Origin of the sequence: Algoriphagus alkaliphilus (genome assembly GCF_900103735.1) — a bacterium.
In the GTDB taxonomy this organism is placed as follows: domain Bacteria; phylum Bacteroidota; class Bacteroidia; order Cytophagales; family Cyclobacteriaceae; genus Algoriphagus; species Algoriphagus alkaliphilus.
In genome coordinates this window covers 1-18511 of record NZ_FMXE01000028.1, presented here as the reverse complement: position 1 = coordinate 18511, position 18511 = coordinate 1, and the positions used below count along the sequence as shown (strand labels likewise).

Below are 18511 nucleotides of genomic sequence, written 5' to 3'. Positions count from 1 at the left end.
CTATTGGAAAGTTTGTTGCCTGTTTGGAAGTTATTGGGAATCTTCATTCCAAGGTTTTTATTCATAGCTTTTTTGGAAATAGCCATTTGGAGATAATAAAGCTACCTTCATGAAGTAGTTGAGATTTATTATAAAAGTACGGGATCATGGAAAAGAAAAATACCCCTAAAACAAACGAAGACCCTGTTCTCTCTGAAAAGAAAAATTCAGCCAAATCTCTTTTTCCCATTGTGGCAATCGGCACTTCGGCAGGCGGTCTGGAGGCTTTGGAGCAGTTTTTCAGCAACATGCCTTCAGATACAGGTTTGGCCTTTGTGGTTATTCAGCACCTTGACCCCACTCACGTGGGGATTTTACCGGAGCTGCTGCAGCGGGTTACGCAAATGAAGGTGCAGCAGGCTACTGATGGGCTCTTGGTGAAGCCTGACTGCGTTTATGTCATTCCTCCCAATAAAAGTTTATCCGTCCTGAATGGACATCTTCATCTGCTGGTCCCTGTCGAATCCCGAGGTCTCCGCCTACCCATTGATTTCTTTATGAAATCACTGGCAATTGACCGCCTTCAAAATGGTGTAGGCGTAATCCTGTCCGGCATGGGAAGTGACGGTACGCAGGGGATAAAAGCAATCAAAGAAAAGAATGGATTGGTATTGATTCAGGACCCCCTATCCGCCAAATTCGATGGGATGCCAATCAGTGCTAAGGAAGCGGTAATCGCAGATGTCATAGCTCCGGCTACTGAATTGCCGGGCAGACTTCTGGCCATCCTCAGGCAAACTCCGGAAGCCGGATCCGACAAATCGATTGATGAAAAAAGTAAAAGTCATCTGGACAAAATCATCATTTTACTACGGGAACAATCAGGCCATGATTTTTCGCATTATAAAAAAACCACCTTGCTGCGTCGAATTGAGCGTAGAAAAGGTGTACATCAGATTGACAAAATAAACGCCTACGTCAGATTTCTTCAAGAGAATCCGGCAGAAGTAGAAATTCTCTTTAAAGAATTGCTCATTGGTGTGACCAGTTTCTTCAGAGATCCCGAGGTTTGGGAAAAGCTGAAGGACAGCACGCTGCCGGAGATGATCAAAGAAGCCCCTAATCGGCATGTATTTAGGGCTTGGGTGACGGCTTGTTCTACAGGGGAAGAAGCCTATTCACTCGCGATGATTTTTAAGGAAGTGCTGGAGAAATCCCAAAATGGAAGAGGGCTTTCACTTCAGATATTTGCTACAGACTTGGATAAAGATGCCATAGAAAAGGCACGGTCGGGGATTTATCCGGAAAACATCGCTGCAGAAGTGTCCCCTGAACGACTCGCCCGTTTTTTTACTGTAGAGTCAAGTGGTTATAGAATAAGTAATTCAATTCGGGAGATGGTTGTTTTTGCTCCGCAAAATATCATCAAGGATCCTCCTTTTACCAAGTTGGATATCCTGACTTGCAGGAATATGCTGATCTATATGGAGCCCGACTTACAGAAAAAACTGATTTCGCTGTTTAATTACAGTCTGAATCAGGATGGGATTTTGGTTCTCGGTACGGCAGAAACTCTTGGGAGTTCTACGGAAGGCTTTGGAGAAATTGACAATAAATTAAAAATATATAAGCGCACTTCTGCACTTTCTTCCGCTGAGTTGGCAGATTTTCCAAGTGCTTTCTTTCGCAATAGACATTTCACATCAGAGAAAAAGCTTCCCCAAAAAGCACTCGATAGCATTCAGACGGTAACTGAACAACTCTTACTGCAGCGATTTGCTCCATCGAGTGTATTGGTCAATGATAGGGGAGATATCCTATTTATCACCGGTCGCACCGGAAAGTACCTCGAACCGGCAGCCGGTAAAGCAAACATGAACATCCATGCCATGATACGGGAAGGATTGAATCAGGAAATTTCGGATGCACTGCGAAAAGCCAATAGAGATTTATCTCCGGTATTTATCAAAAATGCTAAAGTCCAAAGTAACGGTGTCGACAATTATGTGGACGTAACGGTACAGCGACTCGATGCCCCGGAAGCGGTCAAAGGATTGACGATCATTGTGTTTTCTGAGTTGAAAACTCCAGTCGAAAAGGCTGTTGGCAAAGGTCGTGTAGGTAAAAGTCGATCCTCTCTTAAAATTAAAGAGTTGGATGAGCAACTGAGAAGAAGCCATGAGGATCTCCAAAGTACCCGGGAAGAAATGCAGACTTCTCAGGAAGAATTGAAATCAACCAATGAGGAACTTCAGTCAACCAATGAAGAATTGCAATCGACAAACGAAGAACTGACCACTTCCAAAGAAGAAATGCAAAGCATGAATGAGGAACTGCAAACGGTAAATATAGAATTGCAGAGTAAAGTAAATGACTTTGTCCGTGCCAATGATGATATGAAAAATCTACTCAACAGTACGGAGATCGCCACACTCTTTCTGGACAAAGAAATCAACATCCGTCGCTTCACTGACAATGCACAAAGCATCGTGAAAATCCGGAAAAGTGACATCGGTCGGCCCTTTACAGACTTGGTGACTGAGTTGGACTACCCCGAATTTGGTCGACACGTCAAAGAAGTGTTGGAATCATTGAAAACTATAGAAAGTTGCACTTCAGCCAAAGATGAGCGATGGTTTAGTATACGGATTATGCCTTATCGTACACTCGAGGATAAAATCGATGGTGTAGTGATCACATTCTCCGATGTCACTGATGCCAAGATTCTGGAAATCAAGCTTAAAGAATTGAATGACAAACTCCGAAAAGACAAGAAGGAGAGAAAGTAAGCGGGTTTAATAGTGACAAGTTCTTGTTTTAGCCAAAACAATATCTACCTTAACGATAATCCTCTTCTCCTAAGTGATTCTTTATTGCTCGCGTTTCAAACAGATGATATTATGGACTACGCTACTAAATCCGAGTTTGATTTACTTCGTAAAAAAGCCGAAGCAATCTTAAAGAATAAAACCCAAAAGCCTAATTCAGCCCTGACTGAAGCCGAACTTTTGAGAGCAGTCCATGAGCTTGAAGTCTTTCAGATCGAATTGGAGCTTCAGAATGAAGAGCTGAAATTGGCGCGTGGGAGAGCTGAATATATCGCTCAAAAATACACCTCCCTTTACGATTTTGCACCGATCGGCTATTTCACACTTTCTGGGGAGGGCATAATACTCGATCTCAATCTCATCGGTTCCAAAATGCTGGGAAAAGAGCGAGCTTTACTTAAGGGAAAATCATTTGCACTGTTTATTCCCGAAAATGGACTTTCCACTTTCAATCTTTTCCTTAAAAAGACTTTTAAAAGCAAAACAAAACAAATGAGCGAAATGCTGGTCTTGGGCTGTGATGAAAAATCCATATTTGCCCAATTGACAGCTATAGTTGAGGAGGAGCATGATGACCACTGCCTTCTGACGATACTGGACATCACCGAACGCAAAAAGGCCGAGTCCGAATTGGAGGAAGTGGTCAAGCAGTTGAATCTTTTGAATTCACAGAAGGACATGTTTTTTTCGATCATTGCACATGATTTAAAGAATCCATTTACGTCTATTATCGGACACAGCGAGTTGTTGATGATGGAAGTGCAAAGCAAAGATTATGAGGCTGTGGAGGAAATTGCAGGGGTTATCCTTAATTCTTCCAAGCGGGCAATGGATCTGCTTTTCAATTTGATGGAATGGGCAAAATCTCAAACAGGAAGGCACGTCTATGATCCGACGCCGTTTTTTTTGAAAGATGTCGTTTCAGAAGTCTTTGCTTTGTTTGACCAAATCGCCGTTCAAAAGCACATTAAGATTAACATGGACATTTCTGAGGAAATTATAATTTCGGCTGACAGAAATATGATTGCCACTGTCATAAGAAATTTGGTTTCCAATGCGCTTAAGTTTGCCATGCCGGGAGGTGAAATTGCCGTGTATACCAAAGCGTCGGCCGATTCATTGACCATTTGTGTAAAGGACAATGGCGTAGGGATGTCCCCAGACGAGATCAAAAAATTGTTTAGCGCGGATACTCCTATTACATCTTTAGGTACAAATAATGAAAAGGGGACAGGCCTTGGATTGATTCTTTGCAAAGAGTTTGTAGAAAAACACCGAGGGAAAATCTGGGCAGAGTCCGAAAAAGATCAAGGATCCACTTTTTATGTTTCACTGCCTAGGTGAGTAGAATTTCAAATATTCTATTCCAGGTATTTCGATACTTTGCCTATAGATCAATCCGAGGATTTATCTTATTTGAATAAGAGAGAAAATGCACTTGATAAATCCCGGGTTTTAATAGGATAAAGGTATTTTTGAGTATGAAGAATTCTAAAAAACTCATTTTTCTGATCGCCTTTCTTTTTCCTGTTTTGGGTTTTTCCCAGCAGGATTTCAAGCTTCATTCCCACAATGATTACCTTCGAAAACTCCCTTTTTGGGAAGCATTTGGTGCTGGTGCCGCATCCATCGAAGTGGATGTGATTTTGCAAAACGACCAATTGATGGTCGCACATGAGGCTGCCAGCATCAAATCCGAACTGACACTTCGCTCGCTTTACTTCGAGCCAATCCAGAAATCGGTAGAACAAGGGATGATCCAAAAGTTTGATTTCCACCTCCTCGTAGATTGCAAAACGGAAGGATACAGTACGCTGGATCAGGTAGTGAAAGATGCGCGAGCTTTTGAAGAAATCCTTTACTCCAATCAAAATCCCGGAGGTTTAAAACTGATTATCTCAGGAAACAGGCCGAAGCCGGAGGATTACACCAAGTATCCTGAATGGGTATTTTTTGATTACCAGAGCAAAACCTTAACATCTGACCTCCCTTGGGAAAGGATCGGGATGGTCAGTTTGAGTTTTAGACAATTTTCGAATTGGAATGGGGAAGGTAGTATGGGCGAAGCGGATAGGGAGAAACTATTGGAGTTCATCCATTTGGTCCATTCGTTCAATAAACCGGTTCGGCTTTGGGCTTCACCGGACAATAATTCCGCATGGAAGGAATTCTACGAAATGGGTGTCGACTACATCAACACTGATCAGCCTATCCACGCCCAAAGCTACCTGAATGTGCTCCTTGGAAAAGATGCCTCCCCAAATCCGGAAATCAAAAAAATCCAAATTAACTAGGTCAGTTAGTTGAAGACAAGAATACTTGCCTTTCCAAATCAAATGTATTTATACCTCTACCGTAAGAATGTTTGGGGATATCTCTTATTTTCACTAAATACAGATGTAAAATCGAAATTATATTTTATGATTATCCGCAATTCTACCAGTTTGCTAAAATTGAAATTGCAAAAAGCGGATAATCGTCGACAGACGACCGTCCACAGTCCACAGCTCGTCTCATCGGACTTCTATCCTTATTTCCTATGGCTACTGGTAAGAAAGCGGATAAACAGATTATATTTTTTGCCTTAACCTACTAAAATGGAGAATAACACAATTTCCCCTCATTTGTTTGATCTTTTAGCTGAAGCGCCCGAGAAAGAATTTGATGAGGTCACGGCACTGGCTTCCACGATCTGCCAAGTTCCTGCATCTCTGATCACTATTCTGAATTCAGAAAAACAGCTTTTCAAATCCCAACATGGCTTAGATCTCAAAGAAATTGCACTTGAGGATTCTTTTTGTAGCCATGCGCTATTAAATCCAAATCAGGTGATGATTATCAGGGATGCTCGAGAAGACCCCCGGTTTAAGGAAAATACTTTAGTCACTCAGATAGGAGTGGTCTTTTATGCCGGAATCCCGCTGACTTCCACTTCGGGAATTCCTTTTGGGGTACTCTGTGTACTGGATTATGAGCTGAGAGAACTCTCTGGTGAAAATCTGAAGTCGCTTCAAATTCTGGCCAATCAAGTCGTGAGAATTTGTGAACTCAAGAAAAACAAACTTGATCTCATCCAAACAGAAAACCGGCTTAAAGAAGAGCGTAAACGACTTTGGAATATCATTGACGCCACCCAAGTAGGAACCTGGGAATGGCATATTACTTCAGACCTGTTGATCTACAGCAGAGGTTGGGCAGAAATGATCGGATATACACTGGAGGAATTGGGTACAATCAACCGGGATACCAGAAATCAATTTGTTCATCCTGAAGATTTAACATCTTCCAATGACATTCTCAACCAATACCTCAATTCCCAAAAGGGACTCTATGAATGTGAGGTGAGAATGAGGCACAAAAAAGGGCATTGGGTGTGGATTCTAGATCGGGGGCAGATCATGAGTTGGGACCAGGAAGGTAAGCCGCTTACGATGTTTGGGACTCACACCGATATCACCGCCCAAGTCACCGCAAGTGAACAATTGTACCTTCGGGAAAAACGGTTCAAAAAGCTCATCGAAAATAGCGATGATGCGATAGCAATACTTGGCCTGGACGGAAAGCCAAGTTATGTGTCAGGCTCCATTCAACGGATATTGGGATATACCGAGGCTGAGGGACTGGAACTGAGTCTGAGCACCTTGGTTCACCCGGATGATCTTGAAGAATTGGTAAATCGAAAGCAACAGGCTTTGGGAAATCCGGGAATTCCGATGAGTGGCACCAATACGCGGGTTCGCCACAAGGATGGAAGTTGGCGGTATCTCGCAACAACGGTCACCAACATGCTGCATGATCCTGTGATTAATGGATTCATTAATAATTTAAAAGATGTAACAGAGGAGGTTTTGGCCAATAATAGGCTGATTCAGCGTGAAAAGGTTTTTAGGATCTTGGCGCAAGAAGGTGCGGATCTGGTTTGTATTTTGGATTTGGAGGGGAATTATCACTACCTAAGCCCCAACTATCCTTCCTATCTTGGACTGTCTGTCGAAGAGCTATTGGGCAAAAATTCTTTTGATTTTATTCACCCCGATGATCAATCCCGAGTTTTGGCTGAATTCTCCAATATCCTGAATCAAAAGCAAGTTAAATCCCGTCCATTTAGATTTAAGCATAAGAAAGACGGTTGGCGCTGGATTCAAAGTGTAGGCACCAATCTCCTTGCTGATCCGGATATTCAGGGAATTGTAATCAATTCGGTCGATGTAACCGAAGTTCTTACCGTCCAACATCAATTGAAGGCAAGCAATGAACGCTTTGAACTGGTTTTAAGAGCAGGTTCTGAAAGTATTTGGGATTTTGATCCTCAAACCAAAAATCTCTTTTTGTCAGCCGGGTTTCGGGAAAATTTTGGAATTGAAATACGTTCTGAAGAGCACAACAATGATTTAATTAATTCATTGATTCACCCCGAAGATCGAGATCAGGTAATTCATGATTTCCGGGTGATTCTTGGTCAAAAGGGAAAGGAAGTGTGGACGCGTGAATTTAGGCTTCGCCAAGGCGATGGACGGTATGCCCAAGTCAAAGACAAGGCGATCCTGTTGAGAGATGAGTCGGGGAATCCGGTGAGAGTAGTTGGAGTACTGAAAGATGTGACACGGGAGCATTTTGACAATAAGTTGGATCAAATCGAAAGAGAGGTAATGCAGGCAAGTATTTCCGAAAATGCCTTGGAAAGAGATTTATTTTTTAAATACCTCAGTGATCTGGAAGTGCTGCTGCCGGGGATGAAGGCTTCAATTATGAGAATTGAAAATTCAAAACTGGCCAACTTTGTATCTCCTTCCCTTGACAAGAAATTGTTGAAAATACTGGAAGGGCTCCCGATTGGTGAAAATCAAGGATCTTGTGGTACTGCAGCTTTTTTAAAACAAAAAGTGATCGTAGAGAATGTATTTCTGGATAAACGATGGGAGAAGTATAGTGACTTAGCTAAGGAATTCTCAATTGGAGCCTGCTGGTCTTTCCCAATAGTTAATTCAGAAGGAAATGTGGTAGCCACATTGGCCAATTATTTTCCACATGCCAAACCAATAGAGGAGAAAGAGCTGCAAGTATTGGAGCGAACATCCACCCTGGTGACGATCCTCATGGCTAAGTTTGGCTACTTGGAGAAAATCAGGCTTAACAATGAGCGCTACGAATTGATCAACAAATCTACCAATGAGGCTATTTTCGACTGGGATGTCGCTCAAAATCGCTTTGCTTGGGGGGAAAGCTTTTTCAGAGTTTTTGGTCATGATTTTTCTCATAAAACATTCACCTTGGACGATTGGGTTGCGATGATGCACCCTGATGATGTGGGGTTAAAAGAGGAGCAATGGCAAGGGTTTTTGAAAGATTCAAGCCAGAATAAATGGACCAATGAGTTTAGGATCAAGAAATCGGACGGTTCCTATGCCTACATAGGAGAAATCGGATACATGATCCGGGACGAAAATGGTACTCCAATTCGAATGATTGGAGCCCTGCGGGACCAAAGTGTTCTTAAAACCGAACAAATCAGCAAGGAGCTTCAACGGGAAGTCACGGAGATTTTCAAGGGTCAGGCTAGCCTTGGGGAGTTACTGACCGAAATAATTCGCCTGCTATCCGATAAGGGAGCCTATGTCGCAGCAGAATTTTGGCTTTCAGGACTTGAGAATTCTCGGTTGATTCTGGCAGCCAATCACTTGAAAATTCCAAGCCATCAAGGTTTCTATGGAGATCCTTTGATTCTCGAGCGGCTTTCCCTTGGAGAAGGACTTCCAGGCAAGGTGTGGAAATCTTCAGAAAATCAATTATGGGAAGAACTGGAGGACCATAGCGAGTTTATTAGAAAAAAAGGGGCAAAAAAGTATGGATATAGATCAGCAATTGGACTTCCCGTAATCTTCGGAGATCAGGTATTGGGTGTATTGATTTTGTTTTCGGATAAAAATCTTGGTCATGATCAAAACAGCATCCTGATTTTGAATGCGCTCAAGGACTTTCTGGGTAAAGAAATCAAACGAAAACAACAGGAAGAGGAGCTTCGGCTTTTCTTTGAGAGTGCACCGGAAATATTGGCTATCGCTTCACCTAACGGGTATTTCACCAAAGTCAATCCGGCATTTTGTAAGTTGTTGGGGTATACGATGGACGAGTTGACACATGTTCCCTTTGAATACTTTTTGCATCCCGATGACATCAAATCTACGGTTCATGAGTTTTCGGAAACCATTACTGCCGATCTAAAGGCGAATAATTTCACGAATAGATACCGGGCCAAGTCAGGCGATTACCGCTATATCTCCTGGAATTCTTCTGATGTTTATGGACAAGACGGCTATGTCTTTGCCTATGGGAGGGATGTGACGGAGTTTAGAAAACTTGAGAATCTATTGGACACGGCTACTAAATTGGCAAAAGTGGGAGGATGGGAAGTGGATCTTACCAAGGATTTACACAGTTGGTCAAAAATCACAAAGGATATTTTTGAAACTTCGGATGATTTTTTACTGAATTTTGAGAAAGCATTTGACTTTTACAGGGAAGATTATAGGCAGTTTGTACAGGAGAAAGTACAAAATGCAATCACATTGGGCGAAAATTTCGATTTTGAAGTTCCCATCATCACAGCCAAAGGAAATGAACGCTGGGTAAGGTCAATCGGTGAAGCAGAATTTGTGGAGGGCACTTGCACCCGGATTTTTGGATCTATCCAGGACATTCACGACCGCAAGCAAGTCGAGGACCGACTCAAAAGTGTCTCGGATAATATTCCCGGGGTAATCTTCCAATATGTTTTAAGAACGGACGGTAGCGATGAACTGCGGTTTGTAAGCCAAGGATCAAAACTGATTTGGAGTTTGGATCCGAGAGATTGTGTTGAGGATATCAGTAAAGTCTGGTCGCAGATTATACCTGCGGGTGATTTGGAACTCCTGCAAAAGTCGATCATGGATTCGGCTACCTCTTTGGATAACTGGAGTTGTGAGTGGAGAAATCTGTCTCCTGATGGCAAAATCAGATGGCATCAGGGAATAGGGACTCCAAGACGCCAATCTGATGGAAGTATCGTGTGGGATTCCTTGATTATGGATATCACCGAACGAAAAGCGTATGAGCAATCCCTTCAGGAACTCAATCAAAGCCTCGAATTTCAAACAAAAGAACTCGCAATTTCCAATTCTGAATTGGAGCAGTTTGCCTATGTAGCATCCCATGACCTTCAGGAACCACTTCGAATGGTGTCCAGTTTCCTTTCGCTGTTGGAAAGAAAATACAAAAATCAACTGGATGAAAAGGCCTTGCAATACATTGATTTTGCCGTAAACGGGGCAGTACGCATGCGACAGATCATTTTGGACTTGTTGGAGTATTCACGTGTGGGAAAACAGAACGCACAGTTGGAATGGGTGCAATTGCCTCATGTAATAGAGGAAATCAAGCAACTTCAACAAAAGCTGATTCAAGAGAAGAAGGCCGAAATTACGTTCCGGGGAATTGAAACCTTGTGGACATTTAGGCCTCGCATTGCACAGATCATTCAGAATCTGATCGGGAATGCGCTCAAGTATTCTAAACCAAATGTGGCTCCAAAAATAAGTATCCTTGCCATCGACTTGCCCCGATGCTGGCAAATATCCGTAAGTGACAATGGCTTAGGTATAAAAGAAGAATATTTTGATAAAATATTTATCCTGTTCCAGCGGCTTCATCGAAAAGAAGAATATGAAGGAACAGGAATTGGGCTGGCCATCGTGAAAAAGATCGTGGAGGGACTTGGAGGGGAAATCTGGGTTGAATCAGAATACCAAAAAGGAAGTATATTTCATTTTACTATAGCTAAATCAATTACCTGATGGGACATATTCATATTCTGTTAGTCGAAGACAATGAGGGTGATATTTTGTTGATGAATGAAGCCTTACTCAAGCGTCCGTCTGTTAAAAAAGTGTCAATTGCTAAAAATGGACAGGATGGAATTGATTTTGTTAATAAAGAAAAAAGCTTTCAGGCGGCTGAAACGCCTGATCTGATCATTTTGGATATCAACCTTCCATTGAAAAATGGATACGAAGTGTTAAAAGCCCTGAAGGGAAGCGAGAAAACGAGAATGATCCCCATTATCGTATTTACCACATCCTCAACTATAAAGGATGTCGACAAAAGCTATGAGGCACTTGCAAATCTGTTTGTCTCCAAGCCGAGTAATATCGAGGAAATTGAGCAGGCAGTTGATAGTCTGGAACGCTTCTGGACAGGGCTGATTAAGCTACACTCCAACCCGGATTAAATTTAATCGGGTACAGCCCCAACCTCCAGGCAGTTTTTTGATTTTATATTTCCGTTCTTCGTTTTAGCTACTTAGAATAAGGATATAAGTTCGAGAAAACAAACTTTTTTCAGTCGACGATTTTCCGCAGACATTTTCTTTGATTTGCTTTTCTCCCAAGTTTAAGGATTGTCATTTGTTTTTTTATATCCTAATTGTAGCGAGCAGCTCGCGAATTCCGTCTTCCTGAAAAGCGTGTTTATGGTATCCTTTTTCAGGTTGGCTTTCGTTTTATTTCTTTGCAGTTGCACTTTGGATGATGGGCAATCAGATTCCCTTGTACCGTTCTTTTATCAAGTAGAAGGTCCAGGGTATAAGTTTACTGTCGATGCACGCGCCTACCGAGAAATAGACTTCAACAGAGGAAGAGCAGCGTTTTGCGGGATTGATACAGAAATCAAAGCGATTAGCAGGCGCAGCAATATGCTTACATTGGAAATTCTGAAACCGAAAAACTGCAATGGGACATACCAATTGCTATGGGATGGTAAATGGCAGGAATCAAATCCAAGAAGTATCCAGATTTATCTAATCAGCGTATTTCCTTCCTGTTCAGCTACAGGAGAGATGGTGTCGGAGACGATAGCGGTTGATTTGGCAAAAGTACTCTCACCAAGTGGGCAGTATGGTCAAACACCCTTTTCGATTTACATTCGTGAACAATGTAATGCCAGAGATTATCACTGCGAAGGCGACTGCGATATGATAAATCGAAGTTGACAAGGAAATAATTAAAAGAAAATATAAAGTCTATTGAATTGGTCTGACCAGGAATTGATTGACGGTTGCAAACGTCGGTCAAAGAAGCATGAGGAATTTTTGTTCAAAAAGTACTATGGCTTTGTCATGGGGATCAGTTTGTCCTATTCCAAAAGCAGGGATTTGGCACAGGAAATCACCAATGACTCTTTTATGAAATGCTTCGATTCATTCGGCAAGATGAATCAAGTACCATCACTCAAGCCTTGGCTCAGGAGAATCACAGTCAACACTGCGATAGATTATTACCGGAAGGACAAACGTCTGCAAAATCACCTCGAAGCAGACGGTGAAACCCCGGTTTATGATGAAGTATATGCCCCGGATCAGCTGGCATTTGAAGATATTCTCAAGCTTCTCCACCAGCTTCCCGAGGATCAGCAATTGATATTCAACCTCTATGAGGTGGAAGGTTATAGTCATAGGGAAGTGGCGGAGCGTCTCGAGATCAGCGAAAGCTCTTCCCGAGTTTACCTGACGCGGGCAAAATCCAAATTGCGTCAGTTGATACAAAAACACATGAAAGAATATGCAGGAAGATAAATCATTTAAATGGTTGGCTGCCAAGCTGCGCAAGCAGCAGGAAGAAAACCCGCTTCCTTATGAATTGGGGGCCTGGGAGGACTTTGAGAAAAGGCGGGCTGCCCTCAGTCCAAAAAGAACCAGATACTGGGTATCCGGTGTTGCCGCTTCACTTATCCTCTTGCTGGTGGCCGGAGGGCTTTGGCTTGGGCAGTTTTCAGATTCCGATGATGCTCAGCTTTCTGATCAGCTTGTGCTTCAGGAGAAATTGCAGTCCGCAGATGCTATTGGACTTGAAAGGCTTCCAAACCCGGATGCAATTCTTGTCGAACCCAATGAGGTGACAGTTTCAGGAGCAAAAGAAAAAATTCTGGCAGAAAATCAGTTTTCTATATCCAGCACTAAAAATAATACTCCGAAAGGATCAAATTCAGCAAACACCAAATCTCCCGTTTTTGGGACCGAATCGACTGTTACCTCAAGTTCCGGTTCAAAATCGAATCCTCCGGCACAGCAGCCAAATCAAATCCAAGCCCTGATTGATCAGTCTAAAACAGCTGAAAAGGAAGCTTTGATCGCTGTAAATGAAAAAGCAGAAATGGAAACGCTGAAGAATGCACTGACTTCCCCTGTGACAGAATTGCCGAAAGAACCACTTATGGCAAAAGAAGAAATAGCCGAGATATTGGAGACGAAAAGCACAAGGAGATTAGCATTGGGCCTTTTTCCGGGGTATGGGGCTTCGCAAAGTAAAACGCAGGCCACCAGTGGCTCAAGTTTAGGCTTGGGTGTAATGGTCGATATGGATATCGCCGGGAAACTGATGATGGGCTCGGGACTGGCGGTCAACTACCTGAATCAGGCAAGTGAAAGTCAAAGCTATGCGCAGGTGGCAGGATTCTCCTCACCGGTCACCGAGCGAAATGAGATAGCCCAAGTGCAGGTGGATATTCCGCTTTATTTCAAATATCCGGTCACTTCCAATCAATCCATTTCTGTGCAGGCAGGATTTTCCAACTTGATCACCTTCAGTCAAGGTGCAGAGCAGCAGTCCTCCTTCACCCGGCAGGTGGCAGTGTTTGATGCCAGTTCGGCCAGCGCGAATTCCTTCACCTTGAGATCCGAATCGGTAAATCAGTCCTCCGTGTTGGATGTTCCGCAAAACCGCTTCTATCCGCTAGCTACGGCCAATTTGGGAGTGAATATCCGCTTGTTTGAATCCAAAAAGACGAGCTATGCAGTCATGCCGTTTTACAATTACCCCCTGCAGGAGATTTCCGGATATGGCGAAAAACTCGGGATTTTCGGAGCCTCATTCAAGGTGACCTTTACGAGCACCGATAAGAAATAAAATATGAGTATCCGCAAAGATGCACCTTGGGTAAAAATCGGCCCAGTAAGTTGCGGATCCTCGTCCACGGTATATGGTCTATGGTCCATAGCTTAGCAAATCTGTCCTCCAATCCAAATTTCAAAGGCTATGTACAGGTTCGCGGAGACAAATAAAATAAAATAAGGAACTAAGCCAGCGATATGCCACCCGAGAGCGATCTTGGGTGGTTTTTTTTGAGGCGGACAGACCTGTCAGGTTTTAAAAACCTGACAGGTCTTGATTGAATATTGCGACAATATATGTCCGAGAAAGTTCTATTTATCGCATAAAATACCCAGTACTGGGTATAGTAATCTTAGTTTGAAGGGCTATCTTGTAAATGAAAGGGGGGGGGTAAAAAAAGCGACCCGATCAGAAATCTGATCGGGCCCCTTTAGATGTTTTCACAACGGAATAATCCTTATTGTGAATTGCTTCAAAATGTTGACACTAATATAGATTTTAAACTTTCAACTTTTCAAGAAATATGAAAAAGATTTTAGGATTGGATTTGGGGAGTACATCAATAGGTTGGGCTTTGGTTTTTGAGGCAGAAAATGAACAAGAAAGATCTGAAATATTAAAACTTGGTGTCAGGGTCATTCCACTTACAACGGATGAGCAAGGCAATTTCGAAAAAGGGAAGGCTATCACTACGAATCAAGATCGAACTTCAAAACGGAGTGCAAGAAGAAATCTTCAGCGCTATAAGCTCCGAAGACAGGAACTCATGAAGACTCTTACAGAATATGGGCTTATCAATAAAGATTCGATACTAGCTGAAGATGGGCCAAACACTACTTTCCAGACTTTGGAATTAAGATCTAGGTCAGCCGTAGAAAGAATTGAAAAAAATGAATTGGCAAGGGTCTTTATTTCTATCAATAAAAAGAGGGGCTACAAGAGCAGTCGGAAAGCAAAAAATGAAGACGAAGGACAGCTGATTGATGGGATGAAAGTGGCAATGGAGCTGAATAGAAAAAAAATTACTCCCGGCCAATTTTCCTTAGAGAGACTTCAACAAGGGAAGAGATTTCTTCCTGATTTTTATCGATCTGATTTGCAAAATGAATTTGATAGGATTTGGGAATTTCAAAGTCAGTATTACCCTGAAATCTTATCAAATAATCTAAAGCAGCAACTAATTGGAAAGAATCAAAAAGCCGTTTGGGCTATTTGTGAAAAACCTTTCAGAATTGTTGGTACCAAAAGAAATACCTCCGGATTCGATAGAAAATTGGAGAACTTTCAATGGAGGGTAGATGCACTTCAAAAGCAATTGAGCCTAGAACAATTGATTGTTGTATTACAGGAAATAAACTCTCAAATAAATAGCTCAAGTGGCTATCTTGGAAGTATAAGTGACCGGAGCAAAGAGCTATTTTTTAATCATCAAACTGTTGGACAGTATTTATTTGAACAAATAAAAGCTGATAGACATACTCGGCTGAAAGGGCAAGTTTTTTACAGAAAAGATTATGAGGATGAATTTGATACAATTTGGAATGTCCAAAGCCAGTTTTATCCCGAGCTTAACCTTGAGCTCAAAGAAATAATAAAAGAAATTATCATTTTTTATCAGCGTAGGTTAAAGTCTCAAAAAGGTCTTATTGGTATTTGTGAATTGGAGGGTAAAAAGATTGAAATGGTCGTGGATGGGAAAACAAAGATTAAACTCATTGGTCCAAAGGTCTGTCCAAAATCTTCTCCATTATTTCAAGAATTCAGGATTTGGCAGAGATTGAATGATCTTGAAGTAATCAGTAAAAAAGACCGGGCTAAAAGAAGATTAGAGCAGGAGGAGAAACAAGTCTTGTTTGAAGAGCTGACTGTAAGAGATAAACTTGCCAAAGCAGAAGTTTTAAAACTCCTTTTTAAAAATCATAAAGAATTGGACTTGAATTTTGAAAAGCTTGATGGGAATCGAACTTCTTTCAAACTTTTTGAAGCATACCGGAAAATCTTAATAGCATCAGGTCATGAGGAGTATGATTTTTCAAAACTCTCTTTCTTTGAAATAAAGTCGTTAGTCTCTTCAATTTTTGAAGGGCTTGGAATATCCATAGAGATCTTGGATTTCAATTCAAATGCAGATGGTGGCGAATTGGAAAAGCAACCAATGATCCAATTGTGGCACTTGCTTTATTCTTATGATGGGGATAATTCTCCTACAGGAAATGAAAGCTTGATCAAGAAGTTGAAAGCAAAATTCGGGTTCGATGAAGATTATGCCAGAATTCTTTCTGCTGTGACTTTTGAGGATGATTATGGAAGCTTAAGCTCAAGGGCGATCAGTAAAATTATACCTCATTTAAAAGATGGAAAGCAGTACGATGAGGCTGTACAGTTGGGTGGGTATAAAAGTCACTCCAATTCAGAAACTAGGGAGGAGAGAGCAAAGAAAGTTCTCAAAACCAAGCTTGAGATACTTCCAAAGAATAGTTTGAGAAATCCGGTTGTAGAAAAAATTCTAAACCAGGCCATCAATGTAGTCAATGCAGTTATTGATGAGTATGGTAAACCCGATGAAATTAGGCTAGAACTAGCGAGAGAGTTAAAAAAGAGCGCAAAGGAGCGGGAGGAGCTAACAAAATCTATTGGCGCCGCAAGTGTTGAGCATGAAAGGATTCGTCAAATACTTGTAAGCGAGTTTGGATTAAGCTATGTCAGTCGAAATGATATAATTCGATATAAGTTATGGAAAGAGACCGATGGAATTTCTGTTTACACTGGAAAAGCGATACAAGCCACGGATCTATTTTCGAAAGAATATGACATAGAACATGTAATTCCAAAGGCGAGGTTGTTTGACGATTCATTCTCAAATAAAACTCTATGCGAGGCTTTTTTGAATAAAGAGAAAAAAGATGAAACTCCCTACGATTTTCTCTCTCGAAAATTAAGTGAGCAAGAGTTTCTGCAATACACAGTTCGTGTTGAAGAATTCTACAAGCAAGGTAAGTTTTCAAAAGGCAAATACAAGAAACTCATGATGAAGGGGAGTGAGATTCCCGATGGATTTATAGATAGAGATCTCCGAAACTCTCAATATATAGCCAAAAAGGCCAAAGAACTTTTGGAGGAAGTTTGTAGAACTGTAAATACCACAACCGGTAGCGTTACAGATAGGCTGAGGGAAGATTGGCAACTAGTTAATGTGATGCAGGAGTTGAATTGGGAAAAATACAGGAAACTGGGGCTAACATATTACGATACCAATAGAGAGGGTAAAAACCTGCCTCGAATTAAAGATTGGACGAAGCGAAATGACCATCGTCACCATGCTATGGATGCCTTGGCAGTTGCATTTACTAAATACAACCATGTACAGTACCTAAATAACCTGAATGCTAGACGGGACGACAATAAAAAAATGGCACCTATAATAAAGGCTATTGAAAATAAGGAGCTATATAGAGATGAGAATAATAAACTAAAATTTAAGCCGCCGATTCCTTTGGATGATTTTAGAGCGGAAACCAAATGGCATTTAGAAAACACTTTGATTTCTTTTAAGGCTAAAAATAAAGTAGTCACACCTCAAAAGAATAAAATCAAGGGAAGCAATAAAATTCAGCAAACCCTTACTCCTAGAGGACAGCTTCATAATGAAAGTATCTATGGTACTATTAAACAGTATAAAACAACCATAAGTAAAATCGGAGGTAATTTTGATCAGGAAACTATTTCTAAGGTATCTAAAAAAGTCTTTCGCGAAGCACTTTTGAAGAGGCTATCCGCATTTGATAATGATCCAAAGAAAGCCTTTACTGGAAAGAATAGCTTAGAGAAAAATCCGATTTACTTGGACAATCTTCAAACCCAAAAAGTACCGGAGAAAGTGAAATTGGTGGAGGTAGAAACAGTTTATACTATTAGAAAATCGATAGATCCAAATTTGAGAGTAGAAAAAATCATTGATACCGGAGTAAAGCGAATTCTTCAGGAGCGGCTAGATCAATTTGGAGGAGATCCTAAAAAAGCCTTTGTCAATTTGGATGAAAATCCGATTTGGTTGAATAAAGAAAAAGGGATTTCAGTAAAAAATATTACAATTTCAGGAGTGAGTAATGCTGTCGCATTACATGATAAAAAAGACAAATTTGGGAATTTAATTTTGGATAAAAATGGAAAAAACCAACCCGTGGATTTTGTCAATACCGGCAATAACCATCATGTGGCCATTTACAGAGATTCCGAGGGTAAGCTGCATGAAAATGTGGTTTCATTCTTCGAGTCTTTGGCAAGAGTAAATGCAGGTCTTCCAATTATTGACAAAACCCTAAATAATTCTGATGGATGGGAGTTCTTATTTTCACTTAAGCAGAACGAATATTTTGTTTTTCCTAATGAACAAACTGGCTTCGATCCCAAAGAATTAGATTTAACAGACCAAAATAATTTTTATTTGATTAGTCCAAACCTATTTAGAGTTCAAAAAATAGGCTCCAAAGATTATGTTTTCAGGCATCATCTTGAAACTACTCTAAATGATTCAAAGGAGTTGGAGGGAATTTTATTCTATAGATTAAGATCAACTGATCGGCTGGGAAAAATACAAAAAGTAAGAATTAATCATCTAGGTAAAATTGTCCAAGTAGGGGATTATTAATTTATGGTATTTGGTCAATCCTATCATATTTACAACCACGCCAATGGCTCAGAAAACATCTTCCGGGAGGATGAGAATTATCGGTTTTTTCTACAGCAGTATGCCAAATATCTCGGAGACGTAGTGGATACCTA

9 protein-coding genes are annotated in these 18511 nt (G+C 41.2%); all 9 read left to right on the top strand.

Annotation, left to right across the window (positions count from 1 at the left end):
- Positions 1 to 146 precede the first annotated feature (146 nt).
- The 9 genes from BLQ81_RS16505 to cas9 all read left to right on the top strand — a co-directional run bounded on the left by BLQ81_RS16505 (position 147) and on the right by cas9 (position 18377).
- Positions 147 to 2768: a chemotaxis protein CheB gene (locus tag BLQ81_RS16505; RefSeq protein WP_092732267.1), complete on the top strand. Its 2622-nt coding sequence runs from the start codon at positions 147 to 149 to the stop codon at positions 2766 to 2768.
- A 111-nt stretch (positions 2769 to 2879) separates the two neighbouring features.
- Positions 2880 to 4151, top strand: coding sequence for a PAS domain-containing sensor histidine kinase (locus BLQ81_RS16500; RefSeq protein WP_092732264.1), 1272 nt, complete (start codon positions 2880 to 2882; stop codon positions 4149 to 4151).
- 137 nt (positions 4152 to 4288) lie between these two features.
- On the top strand, positions 4289 to 5101 hold the full coding sequence (locus BLQ81_RS16495; RefSeq protein WP_092732261.1) for a phosphatidylinositol-specific phospholipase C/glycerophosphodiester phosphodiesterase family protein: 813 nt from the start codon (positions 4289 to 4291) through the stop codon (positions 5099 to 5101).
- Positions 5102 to 5404: 303 nt separating this feature from the next.
- Positions 5405 to 10639, top strand: a complete 5235-nt coding sequence (locus BLQ81_RS16490; RefSeq protein WP_092732258.1) for a PAS domain-containing protein — start codon at positions 5405 to 5407, stop codon at positions 10637 to 10639.
- Positions 10639 to 11073 carry a response regulator gene (locus BLQ81_RS16485; protein WP_092732255.1) on the top strand — a complete coding sequence of 145 codons (435 nt, stop codon included), beginning with the start codon at positions 10639 to 10641 and terminating at the stop codon, positions 11071 to 11073. Before BLQ81_RS16490 ends, BLQ81_RS16485 begins: the two co-directional genes overlap by 1 nt.
- 240 nt (positions 11074 to 11313) lie before the next feature.
- Positions 11314 to 11832 (top strand): hypothetical protein, encoded by a 519-nt coding sequence (locus BLQ81_RS16480; RefSeq protein ID WP_092732252.1) that lies wholly within the window; start codon positions 11314 to 11316, stop codon positions 11830 to 11832.
- Between the two features lie 33 nt (positions 11833 to 11865).
- Positions 11866 to 12414 carry an RNA polymerase sigma factor gene (locus tag BLQ81_RS16475; RefSeq protein WP_245693290.1) on the top strand — a complete coding sequence of 183 codons (549 nt, stop codon included), beginning with the start codon at positions 11866 to 11868 and terminating at the stop codon, positions 12412 to 12414.
- Positions 12401 to 13744: a hypothetical protein gene (locus tag BLQ81_RS16470; protein ID WP_092732249.1), complete on the top strand. Its 1344-nt coding sequence runs from the start codon at positions 12401 to 12403 to the stop codon at positions 13742 to 13744. The genes BLQ81_RS16475 and BLQ81_RS16470 overlap by 14 nt, the downstream gene beginning before the upstream one ends.
- 508 nt (positions 13745 to 14252) lie before the next feature.
- A complete protein-coding gene (gene cas9, locus BLQ81_RS16465; RefSeq protein ID WP_092732246.1) occupies positions 14253 to 18377 on the top strand; it encodes a type II CRISPR RNA-guided endonuclease Cas9 in 4125 nt (1374 codons plus the stop codon).
- Positions 18378 to 18511 lie beyond the last annotated feature (134 nt).